General features: G+C 73.2%; 17 protein-coding genes. 16 read left to right on the plus strand and 1 reads right to left on the minus strand.

Translation table 11 applies throughout. From position 1 onward, the window contains the following. The first annotated feature begins 3 nt into the window (after positions 1-3). From ACS5RC_RS15515 to ACS5RC_RS15535, 5 genes are all read left to right on the plus strand, one after another. A complete protein-coding gene (locus ACS5RC_RS15515; protein ID WP_478344787.1) occupies positions 4-405 on the plus strand; it encodes a hypothetical protein in 402 nt (133 codons plus the stop codon). Between the two features lie 59 nt (positions 406-464). Next, on the plus strand, positions 465-968 hold the full coding sequence (locus ACS5RC_RS15520) for a rod-binding protein (RefSeq protein ID WP_478344788.1): 504 nt from the start codon (positions 465-467) through the stop codon (positions 966-968). A 4-nt stretch (positions 969-972) separates the two neighbouring features. After that, on the plus strand, positions 973-1305 hold the full coding sequence (locus tag ACS5RC_RS15525; RefSeq protein ID WP_478344789.1) for a flagellar protein FlgN: 333 nt from the start codon (positions 973-975) through the stop codon (positions 1303-1305). After that, entirely contained in the window at positions 1302-1748 is a 447-nt protein-coding gene (locus ACS5RC_RS15530; protein ID WP_478344790.1) for a hypothetical protein, read from the plus strand. Before ACS5RC_RS15525 ends, ACS5RC_RS15530 begins: the two co-directional genes overlap by 4 nt. Positions 1749-2449: 701 nt before the next feature. Next, a complete protein-coding gene (locus tag ACS5RC_RS15535) occupies positions 2450-3826 on the plus strand; it encodes an NAD(P)H-dependent oxidoreductase (protein WP_478344791.1) in 1377 nt (458 codons plus the stop codon). 278 nt (positions 3827-4104) lie between these two features. Here ACS5RC_RS15535 and ACS5RC_RS15540 read toward each other — a convergent pair whose 3' ends face one another. Beyond that, the gene (locus ACS5RC_RS15540) at positions 4105-6729 is read right to left on the minus strand and encodes a heparinase II/III domain-containing protein (protein ID WP_478344792.1); all 2625 of its coding nucleotides are present in this window, start codon (positions 6727-6729) and stop codon (positions 4105-4107) included. Positions 6730-6874: 145 nt separating this feature from the next. Between ACS5RC_RS15540 and flgB the strand changes: the two genes are divergently transcribed. From flgB to ACS5RC_RS15595, 11 genes are all read left to right on the plus strand, one after another. After that, the gene (gene flgB, locus ACS5RC_RS15545; RefSeq protein WP_478344793.1) at positions 6875-7261 is read left to right on the plus strand and encodes a flagellar basal body rod protein FlgB; all 387 of its coding nucleotides are present in this window, start codon (positions 6875-6877) and stop codon (positions 7259-7261) included. Further along, positions 7258-7674: a flagellar basal body rod protein FlgC gene (gene flgC, locus ACS5RC_RS15550; protein WP_478344794.1), complete on the plus strand. Its 417-nt coding sequence runs from the start codon at positions 7258-7260 to the stop codon at positions 7672-7674. Before flgB ends, flgC begins: the two co-directional genes overlap by 4 nt. 8 nt (positions 7675-7682) lie before the next feature. Next, complete coding sequence (gene fliE, locus ACS5RC_RS15555) at positions 7683-8039, plus strand: flagellar hook-basal body complex protein FliE (RefSeq protein ID WP_478344795.1); 357 nt, start codon at positions 7683-7685, stop codon at positions 8037-8039. 12 nt (positions 8040-8051) lie between these two features. Beyond that, positions 8052-8840 carry a flagellar basal-body rod protein FlgG gene (flgG, locus tag ACS5RC_RS15560; RefSeq protein WP_478344796.1) on the plus strand — a complete coding sequence of 263 codons (789 nt, stop codon included), beginning with the start codon at positions 8052-8054 and terminating at the stop codon, positions 8838-8840. 134 nt (positions 8841-8974) lie between these two features. Beyond that, positions 8975-9496 carry a flagellar basal body P-ring formation chaperone FlgA gene (gene flgA / locus ACS5RC_RS15565; RefSeq protein ID WP_478344797.1) on the plus strand — a complete coding sequence of 174 codons (522 nt, stop codon included), beginning with the start codon at positions 8975-8977 and terminating at the stop codon, positions 9494-9496. Between the two features lie 26 nt (positions 9497-9522). Then, positions 9523-10647, plus strand: a complete 1125-nt coding sequence (flgI, locus tag ACS5RC_RS15570; RefSeq protein ID WP_478345098.1) for a flagellar basal body P-ring protein FlgI — start codon at positions 9523-9525, stop codon at positions 10645-10647. Beyond that, positions 10644-11234 carry a MotE family protein gene (locus ACS5RC_RS15575; protein ID WP_478344798.1) on the plus strand — a complete coding sequence of 197 codons (591 nt, stop codon included), beginning with the start codon at positions 10644-10646 and terminating at the stop codon, positions 11232-11234. Before flgI ends, ACS5RC_RS15575 begins: the two co-directional genes overlap by 4 nt. After that, complete coding sequence (gene flgH, locus ACS5RC_RS15580) at positions 11228-11950, plus strand: flagellar basal body L-ring protein FlgH (protein ID WP_478345099.1); 723 nt, start codon at positions 11228-11230, stop codon at positions 11948-11950. The genes ACS5RC_RS15575 and flgH overlap by 7 nt, the downstream gene beginning before the upstream one ends. A gap of 98 nt (positions 11951-12048) precedes the next feature. After that, entirely contained in the window at positions 12049-12540 is a 492-nt protein-coding gene (locus ACS5RC_RS15585; protein ID WP_478344799.1) for a flagellar basal body-associated FliL family protein, read from the plus strand. Further along, on the plus strand, positions 12537-13322 hold the full coding sequence (fliP, locus tag ACS5RC_RS15590; protein ID WP_478344800.1) for a flagellar type III secretion system pore protein FliP: 786 nt from the start codon (positions 12537-12539) through the stop codon (positions 13320-13322). The genes ACS5RC_RS15585 and fliP overlap by 4 nt, the downstream gene beginning before the upstream one ends. A gap of 300 nt (positions 13323-13622) precedes the next feature. Further along, the gene (locus tag ACS5RC_RS15595) at positions 13623-15293 is read left to right on the plus strand and encodes a methyl-accepting chemotaxis protein (protein WP_478344801.1); all 1671 of its coding nucleotides are present in this window, start codon (positions 13623-13625) and stop codon (positions 15291-15293) included. Positions 15294-15355: the final 62 nt, after the last annotated feature.

Consider the following 15355-nt stretch of genomic DNA (forward strand, 5'->3'; position numbering starts at 1 on the left):
GCGATGAAGGACAAGCGCCTCCTGCGCGCCCGGCGCCTGATGGACGTGCAGGAGCAGATGCGCCGCGTCGCCGAGATGGACCTCGCGGCCGCGCGCGACGCGGCGGCCCGCATCGAGGCCGACCGCACGGCGCTGCTCGCCTCGGTCGCGACGGGAGCGTTCGGGCACCTCCTGCTCCAGGCCGCGACGCGGCGCCTGCGCGGCCTCGCGGCGGAGGCGACCGAGGCCGAGGCCGAGACCGCGCGCCGGGCCGAGGCGCTGCGCGAGAGCGGGCTCGCCGAGAAGCGGGCCGAGGCGCAGGCCGACCGCCTCGCCCGCGCGCACCGGGTCGAGCTCGAGCGCCGGGAGGCGATCGACCGCCTCGACACGCTGGGCCAGCCCCGCCGGGACGCAAGCCTCCCGTAAGCCACGCGGGCTAGGGACTCTCCCAGCATCCCCCATCCGGTGCCGAGGAGAGCCGCCCGATGAGCATCACCCCGCCCTCCGACATCGTGATGGACGTGGCCCGCGCCGCCGATCCGGCCCGCTACCAGGAGGCCACGGCCAAGCTCTCCGTGCCGGGCGACCCGGCGGCCTTCACCGACGCGGCGCGCGCGGCCGGGCTCTCGCTCCACATGCCTCTCGACGCCCGCGGCACGCTGACCGCCCTGCAGAACCAGACGCAGGTGGCCGGCAAGGGCACGGGCGGCGCGAGCGACCCCTACAAGAAGTTCGAGGGCCTCGTCCTGCAGCAATTCGTCGAGGCGATGATGCCCGAGAAGTCCGAGGCCGTGTTCGGCAAGGGCAACGCGGGCGGGATCTGGAAGTCGATGCTCGCCGACAAGATCGGGGAGCAGATCTCCAAGGCCGGCGGCATCGGCATCGCCCGGATGCTGGGCGCGGCCCACCCGGCGCCGGGGGCGGCGACCGGCGCGGCGCCCGTCTCAGACGCGACGGCGGTGCGGCCCGCCGCGGCGAGCCGGAGCTAGGCCGATGCTGCTCGCCTCCCTCAAGCGGCTCGAGGCCACGGTCGAGACCGAGACCGAGGCGCTCGCCGCCAACCGGCCCCTCGACCATGCCGCGATCAACCGGGCCAAGAGCCAGAGCCTGCTGGAACTCACCCGCCTCACCCGCGGCCTCGAGACCGATTCCATCGACGCCACCACCGCGATCGTGCTCGCGCGCCTGCGCGACAAGCTCGTGCGCAACCAGGAGGTCGTCGCCATGCACCTGCGCGCGGTGCAGGAGATCGGCGACACGATGGCCGAGGCGGCCCTCGGCGCGGATTCGGACGGCACCTACGCCGCCTGGGGCGGGCGGCCGTGAGGGTCCTGATCACCGGATTGTGGATCTGCGCCGTCACCATCGGGTCCTGCTACGGCGCGGTGACCTGGGGCGGCGGGCTGTTCTCCAAGAAGACCGAGCCCTATCTCGAGGGTCTCCAGTACCAGAAGCTCGCACCGATCAACATTCCGATGATCGCCGAAGGCAAGGTCCAGGGTTACGTCATCACCGTGCTGGTGTTCACCGCGGATGCCAAGTTGATGCACACCCTGCCGGTGCCGCCGAACGCGTTCGTGGTCGACGAAGCCTTCCGGCAGATCTACGCCGATCCGAGCCTCGATTTCCGCAAGCTCGCCAAGTACGACATCACCAAGCGCCTCGCCGAGGTCCGCGCCAAGGTCAACGAGCGCCTCGGCGCCGACGTGGTCAAGGACGTGCTGGTGGACGAGATGAACTTCGTCGCCAAGCGCGAGGTGCGGTCGTAGGGGCGGGAGCGGGCTTGGGTGCCCTGCGGCACCGTGCCGGGGGTGCGGGCGGATGTCGGCGCCGTCCGTCATCGACCGCCCGGCACGTCCGGTACCGGGGACGGTCGCGCCCGGGCCGCCGCGCGAGCCGACCTTCGCGCTGCCCTGCCTCGACCGTCCGCCGTGTCGCGTCGCGTCGCCGGAGACCCGCACCGGGTCGTCGGACCTCTCCGCGGCCGCCTGTCTGTCGACCGTCGCGGGCCACGGATGGCCTGACCGATCAGGCTGGGATCCAAGCCTGCCGCACGTCCGCGCGGCCCCGTCATGCGGTCATCCAGAGGACCACGTACGCCTCCGGCGGACATTCCGCGACGCGGCGTCACCGGAGGCCGATCGCGCCCCTCGTCCCGCGCGATCGGCCAGCCGGAGGGCACGGGGCGCACCGCCTCCGGCAGAGCGGCGATCCGGTACGGATCGCCGCGCGCCATGCGATGCTGCGGCCTGCACGGCCCGATGCCGCGCATCGCGTCCGGCTGCGTGACGGCGGTCGAGACCGGCGGATCGTCCCGGTCCGCCTCAGGCCTGAGGTTTTCTGCGCGGCGCGTTTGTGAACCGTCGCGTGGGCTTGCAGACCCGCGACGGATAATTCTGGACGCGCGCCAGCAGGCCGGACGGGAAGGCGGATCCAGACCCGCCCGCCGGCAGACCAGGGAGGACGGACCATGTCATTGTTTTCGAAATTGCAGCGCCGTGCCCACGAAGGCCGGCCGGTCCGCGTCGGGTTGATCGGCGCCGGCAAGTTCGGCTCGATGTACCTCTCGCAGGTGCCGCGCACGCCCGGCATCCACCTCGTCGCGGTCGCCGACCTCTCCCCCGACCGGGCCCGCCTCTCGCTGCGGCGTGTCGGCTGGGACGAGGCCCGCTTCGCCGCGACCGGGATGGAAGACGCCGCCCGGGCCGGGACGACCTTCGTCACCGACGACGCGGACGCGATGATCGCGAGCCCGCACGTCGACATCGTGATCGATGCGACCGGTAGCCCCGCGGCCGGCATCCATCACGCGCTCAGGGCCTGTGACCACCGCAAGCACATCGTGATGGTCAACGTCGAGGCCGACGTGCTGGCCGGGCCGCTGCTCGCGCGTCGCGCCGCCGAGGCCGGCATCGTCTACACCATGGCGTCGGGCGACCAGCCCGCCCTGATCGCCGAGCTCGTCGACTGGGCGCGCACGATCGGCCTGGAGGTGATCTGCGCCGGCAAGGGCACGAAGTACCTGCCCGCCTATCACGCCTCGACGCCCGACACGGTCTGGGGTCACTACGGCTTCAGCGAGAGCCAAGTCGCGGGCGGCGACTTCAACGCCCAGATGTTCAACTCCTTCCTCGACGGGACCAAGTCGTCCCTGGAGATGGCGGCGGTCGCCAATGCCTGCGGTCTCACTCCCCCGCGTGACGGGCTGGCCTTCCCGGCCTGCGGCGTCGACGACCTGCCGAACCTGCTCCGTCCCGTGGCCGAGGGCGGCATCCTGGCCGAGCGCGGCACCGTCGAGGTCGTCTCCTCCCTGGAGCGCGACGGTCGGCCGGTCTTCCGCGACCTGCGGTGGGGTGTCTACGCGGTGTTCGAGGCGCCGAGCCCCTACGTGCAGGACTGCTTCGCGCAGTACGGGCTGAAGACGGACAGCACCGGGCGCTACGCCGCGACCTACAAGCCCTATCACCTCATCGGCCTGGAACTCGGCATCTCCGTCGCCTCGATCGCCTGCCGGGGCGAGGCGACGGGTGCCACCAGCGACTGGCGCGGCGACGTGGCGGCGACCGCCAAGCGGGCCCTGCGGGCCGGTGAGCGGCTCGACGGCGAGGGCGGCTTCACCGTCTACGGCAAGCTGATGCCGGCCTCCGAGGCCCTGCGCCAGGACGCCCTGCCGATCGGGCTGGCCCACGACATGGTGCTCACGCGCGACGTCCCGGCCGGCCGAGCCGTGCGCTGGAGCGACGTCGCGTACGACGCGGGCAGCCAGGCGATCCGGGTCCGCCGCGAAATGGAGGCCCTGTTCCGCGGCGAGCTCGGCCTCGCGGAGACGGCGCACAAGCCCGCCTGAGCCCGTTCCGAGATCGACCGGCCGACGGGTCGCCCGGCCGGTCGAGGATTTCGACACGCCGGAGCATCCGGGAACGGGGCCGAGCGCAGGGCCCTGGGCTCCACGGCGAGCGGGGCCCTGCCGCCAGCGGGACGACGGTCTGGCGCGAGATCGCGTGGCGGATGACGCCGTCCATCGCGGTCCGCGACCTGTTCGCCTCTCGCGACCGGTTGAGATTCGGCTTCGCCGCGTCGCGGATGCTCGGGCAGCCCGGCTGCGGCGATGCCGTGCCCCGGCGCTCACCCGCCCGCCAGGAACTCCGCCATCGCGGGGCTCGCCAGCAGCCGCAGCAGGCGCTCCTCCACGGTGATGTCGGCGGTGATCAGGATGCCGCCGCAGACCGTGCCCTCGCCCGTGAAGAGGGCGCGCAGGGTGCTCGCGGGCTGGAGCCCCCGGGGGCCGGCGACGAAGCCCTGCACCGCGCCGGGCGGGTCGGCCCGGCCGTTGACGATCTCGAGGCCCGCGCTCCGCCCGGCCTCGGCCCAGGGCACGAGGCCGATGCGCCGCGCGCCCTGCTGCGCCAGCGCCCGGCGCGGCCCCGACAGGGCGACCACCGCCTCGGGAGCGAGGTGCAGCAGGGTCTCGAACGCCACCGGGCGGCCGGCCGCGAAGCGGTCGATCACCGCGATCCCGTCGAGGTCGTCGGCGAGCACGAAGATCCGGGCATGGGCGTAGTCCGGCCCGTGCACGGAGGTGGCGATCCGGTGGGCGGTGGCGCCCTCGAGCCGCAGGCTGCCGCCGTAGCGCCCGAGGCCCGCCATCGGCTCGCGCCCGTCCGGGATCGCCACGTTGTGGGCGCGGGCCGAGAGCAGGTAGTGGCGGGCCGGGCCCGGATCGACGCCCTCGCCGCCGCCGCCCTCCACGATCCAGCGCACCCCCTCGCAGGCGAGGACGAAGCTGGTGCAATCGGCGTGGCCGTGCGGCGCCGTCGCCGCGAAGGTGCAGGCGAAATGGCCCCAGCCGCGCCCGACCGCGTCGGCGCGGAACGCCAGGGTGTCGACGGGCGCGGGGTCCGGCGCCCGCGGGCCCTGGCGCTCGGCGACGAGGGGCCGGGCGGGCGCCGCGGCGAGCCGGCCGATCCAGGCGGCCTCGTCGAGACCCGGCATCGCGTCCCCGAAGGCCGGCAGCCGGCCGCCGGGATCGAGGAGCGCGGCGAGGGGAGGGAGGGCGGCGGCGACCCGGGCGGCGATGTCCGGGCCCGGCTCCGCCTCGGCCAGTGCCTCGGCCAGCGCCTGCCCGAGCCCGAGGATCTCCAGGCGCCGGTGCGGGCCGGGTTCGGTCATCGTGCCGTCCGGGCCGACGAGGGCGGCGACGCTCTCGGCGAGGCTGGCGCGGGCGAGCGAGGCCCAGTACGGCGCGAGCGGCTGCCCGGGCAGGGCGCGGGCGATCACGAGGAGCGCCGCGCCCGCCTGGAGGCCGTGGAGCGAGCGCCCGAATGCGTTCTGGCCGACGATCTCGGCCAGCGCGAGCCCGTGCCGCACCGTCTCGGCGCACAGGACCGTGCCGTTCGCGGCGAGGCCGGCCAGCGTCTCGGCCCGCGCGGTCAAGGCCGCCGGGTGCAGGCTCAGCGGGTCGGCGGGCTGGCCCCACGGATTGGCGGCGGACCACGCGGCGGCGAGCGCGGCGGCCTCGTCGGGCAGGGCGGCGAGCCAGGCGAGGGCCTGATACTCCAGGCGCCAGGGCACCGAGCGGAACGGGTCCTCCCGCCAGTCCGGCACCTCGGGCAGCGGCCAGTCCGGGAGGCCTGCGAGGCGCAGGAGCGGGCGGCCCCCGGCCTCGCGCCGCACCGGCTTCTCGGGGCCCTGCCGGAGGGCGCGGGCGCGGGCGAGAACCGCGGCCGGGGCGGCGGCCGTCCAGCCCACGGGCGCCTCGGGATCCTGCCCGAGCCGGTCGAGGAGCCGCGCGAGGAAGGCGGGGGCGTCGAGGAGGTCGTCGCCGCAGAGCGCCTCCAGGCGGATCTCCTCCTCCAGCGCCACCTCGGGCGCGGCGACGAGGTCCACCTCCGGGAGCGCGTCGCCGGCCTCCTGCCAGGTGCGGAAGCCGAGTTCCACCGCGGCGGCGCCGGTCGGCGGGCGCAGGGACAGGGTGAAGCGGCGGGCCTGGGGCACCGCCGCGAGGTTCACCGAGGCGCCGAGATCGGGCACCGATATCAGACCCGGATAGGGCGGAGGAATCGGTGCGCCGAAGCCGTCCCGGTAGAGCACGCCGGCGCGCGCGGCGTGCTCGTCCGGCCGCTCGGCATGGATCTGCCCGCGCAGCACCAGCCCGACGCCCGGGACGAGGGCGTGGCGGACCAGCCGGGGCTCGGGCCCGAGGCGGCGGCGGCGATCCGGCCGGTCCGGATCCGCCGCGCCCCGGCGCAGCCGCAGCTCGGAGATCCAGAAGGTCTCGGTGTTGCGCCAGGAGCGCAGGCCCAGCGTCAGGCCGCGGGCGCCCGCCGGCACCCGGAAGGCGAGGCGGATCCCCGCGGCGCGTCCCCCGGCGGAGCCCTCGGGCAGGTAGGCCGGCCCCGGGATCCAGGCGCCGTGCGGGTCGGGCAGGGTGCGGACCAGACCCGGCACGCTCTCGACGTCGAGGCTGGAGCCGTCGCGGGCGAGGAAGTCGAAGCCCGCCAGGGCGAAGTCGAGGGTGTGGCCCGCCGCCTCCGCCCCGTCCCAGGCGAGGCGAAATCCGAGGCTCCACCACGTCTCCGGCACGAGGTCGCGGAACTCGAGGAGCACCCGCGCCCAGCGGTTCTTGGCCGCGACCGCGTGCTCGCCCGCGCGCCCGCCCGCGCCGGCCCCGCCCGCGTAGCGCGCCGCGCGCGGGCGCAGCCAGCCGCCGGCATCGTCCGTGGCATCCTGAATCGGCCCCTGCTGCGTCATCGTCGGGATCGCGGCTCGTCGGTCTCGGAGGGGCGCGCACGGGCCCGGCGGGCGCCAGCCTCGTGCAAGATTGCGGACCTACACCCCATAGCAGAGGACGGCTCCGCGTGAGTCTCCGATCCGTGGCGCGCGAGGGGAGCACAGCATGAACGGCGTTTATCTGTTCGATCTCGCCTCGCAGCAGGCCCGCTACCTCGCGGTGCGCCAATCGACCATCGCGGGCAACGTCGCGAACGCCAACACCCCGGACTACAAGGCCCGCGACGTGACCCCCTTCGCCCAGGTGCTCGCCCGCACCGGGATCGAGCTCGCCACCACCGCCACCGCCCATGCGGGCACCGAGGGCACCGGCGTGCCGGTGAAGACGGTGCCGGCCCGCGACGGCTGGGACGTGCTCCAGACCGCCAGCGCGGTGAGCCTGGAGCAGGAGATGCTCAAGGCCAGCGACGTCTCGCGCGAGCACAACCTCAACACCGGCATCGTCAAGTCCTTCCACCGGATGCTGATGCTCGCCGTGAAGGGCGGGGCATGATCGACCCCCTGCTCTCCGCCTCGCGCCTCGCCAGCGCCGGGCTCGAAGCGCAGTCGCTGCGCATGCGCGTGGTCTCCGAGAACCTCGCCAACGCCCAGTCGACCGGGACCGAGCCGGGCGCGAACCCCTACACGCGCAAGACCGTGACCTTCCGGGCCGAGCTCGACCGGGCCCTCGGCGCGGCCTCGGTCCGCGTCTCCGACATCGGCGCCGACACCGCCCCGTTCCGCACCGAGCACGACCCCGGCAACCCGGCGGCGGATGCCAACGGCACCGTGAAGCTGCCGAACGTGAACATGCTCGTGGAGATGGCCGACATGCGCGAGGCCAACCGCTCCTACGAGGCCAACCTCCAGGTGATCAAGCAGGCCCGCGCCATGGTGGCCAGCGTGATCGACCTCCTGAAGACCTGAGAGACCCGATGATCGAGGCACTCGCATCGCTGTCGGCCTTCGACAAGGCCGCGACCACCGTCAGCCTCGCGCGGCCCGAGGCGGCCGCGATCCAGAAGACCGGGTTCGCCGGCCTGACCGGGCTCGCGGGCGCCGCCCCGTCGAGCCCCACGGACTTCTCCGACATCATGGCGCAGCTCGCCACGGGCGTGCGCGACTCGGTGCGGGCGGGCGAGGCGGCCTCGATCGCCGGCATCCAGGGCAAGGCCAGCGCGCAGCAGGTGGTCGAGGCGGTGATGTCCGCCGAGCAGAGCCTGCAGACCGCCGTCTCGATCCGCGACAAGGTCGTGGCCGCCTATCTCGAACTGAGCCGCATGGCGATCTGAGGAGCCACGACGATGAGAGCGCTTGCGATCGCCGCCACGGGCATGTCCGCCCAGCAGCTCAACCTCGAAGTCATCGCCAACAACATCGCCAACCTGAACACCACCGGGTTCAAGGGCGCGCGGGCGGAGTTCACCGACCTGCTCTACCAGGCCGAGCGCCTGCAGGGGGTGCCGAACCAAGCGGGCCAGGAGCCGGTGCCCGAGGGCGCGATGCTCGGCCTCGGCGTGCGGGCGGCGGCGATCCGCAACCTGCACCGGCAGGGTTCGCTCGCCCAGACCGGGAACCAGCTCGACCTCGCCGTCAACGGGCGCGGCTACTTCCAGATCACCAGCCCCAACGGCGAGATCAACTACACGCGGGCCGGCTCGTTCAACAAGAACGCCACCGGCCAGCTCGTGACGCTCGAGGGCTACGCGGTCGATCCGGCGATCACCCTGCCGACCAACGCCACCGCGATCACCATCAACCAGTCCGGCCAGGTCTTCGCCTCGATCGACGGGCAGGTCACGCCCCAGAACGTCGGCCAGATCACCCTCGCCAACTTCGCCAACGAGGCGGGGCTCGATCCCCTCGGCAACGGCCTCTACCGCGAGACCCCGGCCTCCGGCCCGCCGGTCGTCGGCGTCGCGGGGGATCCGAGCTTCGGCAAGATCCAGCAGGGCTATCTCGAGGGCTCGAACGTCGATCCCGTCAAGGAGATCACCAGCCTGATCACGGCCCAGCGCTCCTTCGAGATGAACTCGAAGGTGATCCAGGCCGCCGACGAGATGGCCGGCACGGTCTCCAAGGGTATCCGCTGAGCGCCCGAACCGGCCTCTGGCCCGCTCGCGAGACCCAACGCACGACCAGACGACGGCCCGGCGCGGATGCGGCGGGCCGCCCCCGCCGCGCGTCCGCTTCCCGGGCGCGTCGCCAGTCACACGGCGCGAACATCATGGCCCGCACAGCTCTCCGCCTCGCCCCGGCCGCCCTCCTCGCCGCGCTCCTCGCGGGCGTGCCGGCCACGTCGCCCGTCGCCGGCCCGTCGGCGCTGCAGCCGGCGGCCGGCCCGCTCGCCGCGGGCCCCGACGAGATCCTGCTGCCGGTGCCGACGGTGACGATCTACATCGGCGACACCATCAAGGACACGATGCTGCGGATGCAGGCCTACCCGGCGAGCTACCGGGCCCGGGCCGCCGTGATCGACGCCCCGATGGCGATCGTCGGGCGCAGCGCCCGCCGGATGCTGCTGCCGGGCGAGCCGGTGCCGGTGAACGCGATCGACGATCCCCGCCTCGTCAGCCGCGGCGCCCCCACGCAGATGATCTTCGAGGAGAACGGCCTGATCATCACCACGGTGGGCTCCCCCCTCCAGAACGGCGGCCTCGGCGAGCTGATCCGGGTGCGCAACACCGATACGGGCCGCATCGTGCTGGGCACGGTGATGGCCGACGGCCGCATCAAGATCGGCCAGTGATGGGCGCCCGAGAGACGGCCCCCGCGATGCGCCGGCTGCTGCCGCTCCTCGCCCTGGCGCTCGTGGCCGCCCTCGTCGCGACCCTGGGCCTGGCGCGGCCGGCCGCGGCCGGCACCCGGATCAAGGACATCGCCACCCTGAAGGGCGTGCGCGACAACCAGCTCTTCGGCTACGGCCTCGTCACCGGCCTGCAGGGCAGCGGCGACACCCTGCGCAACGCGCAGTTCACCGAGCAGTCGCTGCAATCGCTGCTCGACCGGCTCGGCATCAACGTGCGCGACGCGCGCCTGCGCACCCGCAACATCGCCGCCGTGATGGTGACGGCCGACCTGCCGCCCTACACCGGCACCGGCTCGCGCATCGACGTCACGGTGACCTCGCTCGGCGACGCCACCTCGCTCAAGGGCGGCACCCTGCTGATGACCCCGCTCACCGGCGGCGACGGCCTCGTCTACGCCGCCGCGCAGGGACCGCTCGCGGTCTCGGGCTTCACCGTCCAGGGCCAGGGCGAGCAGCTGACGCAGGGCGTGCCCACCGCCGGCCGCATCCCGAACGGGGCCCTGATCGAGCGCGAGGTGCCGGGCACCTTCCGCGACCTGCCGGAGCTGATCTTCGAGCTCAAGAACCCCGACTTCAAGACCGCCACCCTGGTCGCCGACGCGATCAACGCCTGGTCGATCGCCCGCTTCCACCGCCGCATCGCCACCCCGCGCGACCAGCGCTCGGTGGTGATCCTGCGCGGCCGCGACGCCAGCCAGACCCGGCTGGTGGCCGAGATCGGCGACCTGACGATCCAGCCCGACGTGCCCGCCCGCGTGGTCGTCGACCAGCGCACCGGCACGGTGGTGATCGGCCGCAACGTCCAGATCTCCACGGTGGCCGTCACCCACGGCAACCTCACGGTGCGGGTGACGGAGACGCCCGAGGTCTCGCAGCCCGCGCCGTTCTCGCGCGGCGAGACCACGGTGGTCCCGCGCACCGAGGTCTCGGCCCGGGAGGAGCAGGGCAAGCTCGCGATCCTAGCCGGCTCCGACCTGCAGACGCTCGTGCGCGGCCTCAACTCGGTCGGGCTGAAGCCCACCGACATCATCGCGATCCTGCAGGCGGTGAAGACCGCGGGGGCCCTCCAGGCGGAGCTCGTGGTGCAATGAGGATCGGGATCTCCCTCGCCCTCTGGGTGGCGCTCGGCACGGCCGCCCTGGCGGCCGGCGGCGGCGATCCGGGCGCGGACGCGGCCAAGGAGGCGGCGCTCAGGGCGATCGCGGCCCGCGACGCGCAGAAGCCGGTGAGCGCCCAGGACTTCGTCAAGGAGCCGGCCAAGGCCGGCTACTGCGCCAACATCGCGGACGCGGCCGCCGATGCCCGCTTCGCCTGGCAGAAGGAGCAGCTCGCGAGCCTGGAGCGCGAGGTCGAGGCCCGCATCCAGAAGCTCGAGGAGAAGCGGGCGGAGTACGAGACCTGGATGCGCCGCCGCGAGGCCTTCCTCGCCAAGGCCGACGAATCGGTGGTGGCGCTCTACGCCAAGATGCGCCCGGACGCCGCCGCGCCGCAGCTCGCCACCATGCCGGAGGACGCGGCCGCCGCGATCCTGACCAAGCTGAACGCCCGCGCGGCGAGCGCCATCCTGGCCGAGATGGAGGCGGCCCGCGCCGCCGGGCTCGCCCGCAAGATGTCGGAACTCGGCCGCAAGGCGAGCGAGGCCCGGCGCGACGACACCCGAAAGGACGACCGATCGTGACCCGCCCCCGGATCGCCGCCGCGCTGCTCTGCGCCGTGCTCGGCCCCCATCTCGGCGCCTGCCAGAGCCGCCTCGACGAGCTCGGGCGTCCGCCGGTCCTGACGCCGATCGGGACCGGGCTCTCCGCCCCGCGCGAGCCGCTGCCCGTGACCTTCGGGGCGCTGGGTCCGCGCTCGGGCTACCACTCGACCTGGGCGCCGGGCAGCTCCGAGCTGTTCCAGGACCCCCGCGCCCGCAACGTCGGCGACGTCATCACCGTCAACATCGCGATCAACGACAAGGCGCAGTTCGACAACGCCAGCGACCGCTCGCGCAGCCAGAAATCGAGCCTCGGCTTCGATTTCGGCTACGGCGTCTCGGGGCTGAAAGATTCGGCCACGGCCGACACGGGCATCCGCTCGGGCACCGAGACCAAGGGCCAGGGCTCGATCGACCGCAAGGAATCGCTGAGCCTCTCCGTCGCCGCCGTGGTCACCGAGACGCTGCCCAACGGCAACGTGCTGATCTCGGGCTCGCAGGAGGTGCGGGTGAACAACGAGGTCCGGGTGCTCAACGTCGCCGGGATCGTGCGCCCGCGCGACATCTCGCGCAAGAACACCATCGACTACGACAAGATCGCCGAGGCGCGGATCTCCTACGGCGGGCGCGGCCGTCTCACCGACGTGCAGGGCCCGACCCTCGGCCAGCAGATCTTCGAGACCGTGGCGCCCTTCTGACGCCGGGGCTTGCGGGAGGACAGGCTCCCGCAAGCCAGGGGCCCCACACAGGAGCCCGAAGGCAGCGGCCCCCACGGGTCCTGAAGGAACACGAGGCCATGGCGGGATCGGCGGACGGCGCTGGCGGGAAGACGGGCGGCAAGGGCTGGATCGGGGCGCTCGCCCTCGTCACCCTGGTGGCCGTCGGCACGGGCGGCGCGCTCGGCGTCTACCTGCTCTCGTCCGTCGAGAAGGCGGTCGACCTCAAGAAGCGCGACGAGGAGGACAAGGCCGTCAAGGTGCTCGCCTATAGCGGCGACCTCACCCTGCGCAGCGTCGGCTCCGTGGTGACGAACCTCTCCGAGCCCGCCGATTCCTGGGTGCGGCTCGAATCCTCGGTCGTGTTCAAGCCCGGCACGCTCCCCAATCCCGATGTCAGCATCGCGGAGATCCGCGCCGACGTGATCGCCTACCTGCGCACCGTCTCGATGGCCCAGATCGAGGGCGCGAGCGGGCTGCAGCACCTGCGCGAGGACCTGAACGAGCGCGTGGCGCTGCGCACCAAGGGCGGCGTGCGCGAGCTCATCGTCGAATCCCTGGTGGTCCAGTGAGCGCCGCCCGGTCCCGGCTGGTCGCCGGCGCCGCGCTGCTCGCAGCGGGGCTCCTCGCCGCGGGCGCGGCCCAGGCGCAGGGCGCGGCGGGCGGCGGCGTCACCGGCGTGCCGGGGCTCGACGCCCTGCTGCCGGCCGGCAACGGGGCGGCCTCGGGCCGCATCCTCCAGCTCGTCGCCCTGCTCACGGTGCTGTCGCTGGCGCCCGGCATCCTCGTCATGGTGACGAGCTTCACGCGCTTCGCCGTGGCCTTCTCGTTCCTGCGCTCGGGCCTCGGGCTCCAGAGCACGCCCGCCAACATCTTCCTCGTCAGCCTGTCGCTGTTCATGACCCTCTACGTCATGGCTCCGACCTTCGACCGGGCCTGGAACGAGGGGGTGCGCCCGCTCCAGGAGAACCGGATCGGCGAGGAGGAGGCCTTCGGCAAGATCGTCGATCCGTTCCGCGAGTTCATGGCGGGGCAGGTCCGGCCGAAGGACCTGCAGACCTTCTCGGATCTGGCGAGCCGCAACTTCCCGAAGGCCGAATCGGGCGAGAAGATCGACCTGCGCATCCTGATCCCGGCCTTCATGATCTCGGAACTGCGGCGGGGCTTCGAGATCGGCTTCCTGATCGCGCTGCCATTCCTCGTGATCGACATCATCGTCTCGACCATCGTGATGTCGATGGGCATGATGATGCTGCCGCCGACCGTGATCTCGCTGCCGTTCAAGGTGCTGTTCTTCATCCTGATCGACGGATGGAACCTGCTGGTGAGCGGGCTGGTGCGCTCGTTCTTCTGACGGGGGCGCCCTGAAGCCCCCCGTCGTCGGACGGGATGCCGGGCCGGACCCGCGCGGGCGGCAGACTGCAATTTTGGCGCGCGCTTCGAAGACCTACAACTGAGTATTGAACATTTGACGGGGCCTAGCGGCAATACTGATATACCGCCCCGTTTCGAGGGCGCGAGGCCGGCGAAGATTGCTCATTGAGAAAAGATTTACTGTCCGGCGGCATAACGCGAAGGTTCCCGGAACGACCTGGGACGCGCTCAGCCGTGCTCGCAGCAGGATGGGCGGCAACTTCTTCGCGCGGAACGATCCATGCGCCTCACCCTCAAGACGACGCTGATCGGCGTCATGACCCTCCTGCTCGCGGCGCTGGCCGGACAAGGACTCCTGGCCCTGAACCGGATCCGCCTCGTCAACGCCAGCACGGTCGAGATCGGCACGAACTGGATGCCGAGCATCCGCGCTCTCGGTGACATAAAGTACGCCCTGGCCAACCTGCGCCTGGTCGATGCCCGCATGAGCCTCGGAAGCGAGCCCATCGCCGAGCTGATGGCCATCGCGGCCGAGCGGCAGGAGGCGCTGCAGGCCGCGATCCGCACCTACGAGCCGCTGATCTCGAGCAGCGAGGAAACCGCCCTCTGGAAGCAGGCCATCCGGAGCCTCGACGCCAACCAGGCCGAGCGGTCGAGCCTCCAGGCCGCGGCCCGCGCCGGCGACAGAGCTGCTGTGAGCGCGGCCTTCGCCCACTCGCGCGCCTCGTTCGAGGCGGCGGCGGCGGAGATCACGGCGGATGCCGCCCTGAACATCCGCGGAAGCGAGGCCGCGGTCGCCGCGGCCGCCGAGAATTTCGGGAGCGCCGTGTTCGTGACGAGCCTGACCCTGGCGCTCGCCACCGCGATGGGCATCGGCGGGATCGTCTACGTGCTCCTCGGGATCTGCCGCCCGATCGACCGCATCACCCGGGCGATGCAGGCGATCTCGGCCGGGCGCCTCGACGCCGCGATCCCCTACGCGCAGGCGCGCAACGAGATCGGCGCCATGGCGGCGACCCTCGCGACCTTCCGCGACGGCCTCGCCGAGGCCGAGCGCCTGCGCGCCGAGCAGGCCGCGCTCGAGCACGCGGCCGAGGTCGAGCGCAGGGCCGCCGCGCACCGGATGGCGGACGGGTTCGAGGCGGTGGTGGGCGGCATCGTCGGCCAGGTCTCGGCCTCGGCGAGCGCGCTCCAGGCCACGGCCGGCACGATGACGACGACCGCCTCCGAGACGGCGGCGCAATCGACCACCGTGGCGGCGGCGGCCGAGGAGGCCGCCTCCAACGTCAACACCGTGGCGGCGGCGGCGGAGGAACTCGGCGTCTCCGTCCAGGAGATCGGCCGGCAGGTCTCCGGCTCGGCCGACCTCGCCCGGCGCGCGGTCGCGGACGCCGACCGCACCGGAGCGCTGGTGCTGGACCTGAGCGGCGCCGTCACCAAGATCGGCGACGTGGTGAGCCTGATCTCCTCCATCGCCGGCCAGACCAACCTGCTGGCGCTGAACGCCACCATCGAGGCGGCGCGCGCCGGCGAGGCGGGCCGCGGATTCGCGGTGGTCGCTGCCGAGGTCAAGGAGCTCGCCGCCCAGACGGCGCGCGCCACCGAGGAGATCTCGTCCCAGATCGGGCAGATCCAGGGTGCGACCGGGCAGGCCGTGCAGGCGATCGGCGGGATCACCGCACGCATCCGGGAGATCGACGCGACCGCCTCGGCGATCGCGGCGGCGGTGGAGGAGCAGGGCGCGGCGACCCAGGAGATCGTGCGCAACGTCGCGCAGGCCTCCGTCGGCACCACCGACGTCACGCGCACCATCGCGGGCGTCGCCAACGCGGCCGAGGGGACCGGGGCGGCGGCCACGGGGACGCTGGCCTCGGCCTCCGAGCTGTCGCGCCAGTCCGACCACCTGCGGGCCGAGGTGGCGCGCTTCCTCGCCGGGGTTCGGGCCGCCTGAGGCGGCGCGCCGGAGGCCGGCTCCGGGCTCGCGATCGCGCCACGCAATCCCCGCGCAAGGCT

It is taken from the genome of Methylobacterium sp. HJ2 (assembly GCF_056431005.1).

Coding starts and splice junctions, on each gene's coding strand:
- ACS5RC_RS15540 (WP_478344792.1), bottom strand. CDS start 6,729: ATGACGCAGCAGGGGCCGATTCAGGATGCCACGGACGATGCCGGCGGC.
- ACS5RC_RS15595 (WP_478344801.1), top strand. CDS start 13,623: ATGCGCCTCACCCTCAAGACGACGCTGATCGGCGTCATGACCCTCCTG.
- ACS5RC_RS15585 (WP_478344799.1), top strand. CDS start 12,049: ATGGCGGGATCGGCGGACGGCGCTGGCGGGAAGACGGGCGGCAAGGGC.
- fliE (WP_478344795.1), top strand. CDS start 7,683: ATGATCGAGGCACTCGCATCGCTGTCGGCCTTCGACAAGGCCGCGACC.
- flgG (WP_478344796.1), top strand. CDS start 8,052: ATGAGAGCGCTTGCGATCGCCGCCACGGGCATGTCCGCCCAGCAGCTC.
- flgA (WP_478344797.1), top strand. CDS start 8,975: ATGGCCCGCACAGCTCTCCGCCTCGCCCCGGCCGCCCTCCTCGCCGCG.
- ACS5RC_RS15515 (WP_478344787.1), top strand. CDS start 4: ATGAAGGACAAGCGCCTCCTGCGCGCCCGGCGCCTGATGGACGTGCAG.
- flgB (WP_478344793.1), top strand. CDS start 6,875: ATGAACGGCGTTTATCTGTTCGATCTCGCCTCGCAGCAGGCCCGCTAC.
- ACS5RC_RS15520 (WP_478344788.1), top strand. CDS start 465: ATGAGCATCACCCCGCCCTCCGACATCGTGATGGACGTGGCCCGCGCC.
- flgI (WP_478345098.1), top strand. CDS start 9,523: ATGCGCCGGCTGCTGCCGCTCCTCGCCCTGGCGCTCGTGGCCGCCCTC.
- flgC (WP_478344794.1), top strand. CDS start 7,258: ATGATCGACCCCCTGCTCTCCGCCTCGCGCCTCGCCAGCGCCGGGCTC.
- ACS5RC_RS15525 (WP_478344789.1), top strand. CDS start 973: ATGCTGCTCGCCTCCCTCAAGCGGCTCGAGGCCACGGTCGAGACCGAG.
- ACS5RC_RS15535 (WP_478344791.1), top strand. CDS start 2,450: ATGTCATTGTTTTCGAAATTGCAGCGCCGTGCCCACGAAGGCCGGCCG.
- ACS5RC_RS15575 (WP_478344798.1), top strand. CDS start 10,644: ATGAGGATCGGGATCTCCCTCGCCCTCTGGGTGGCGCTCGGCACGGCC.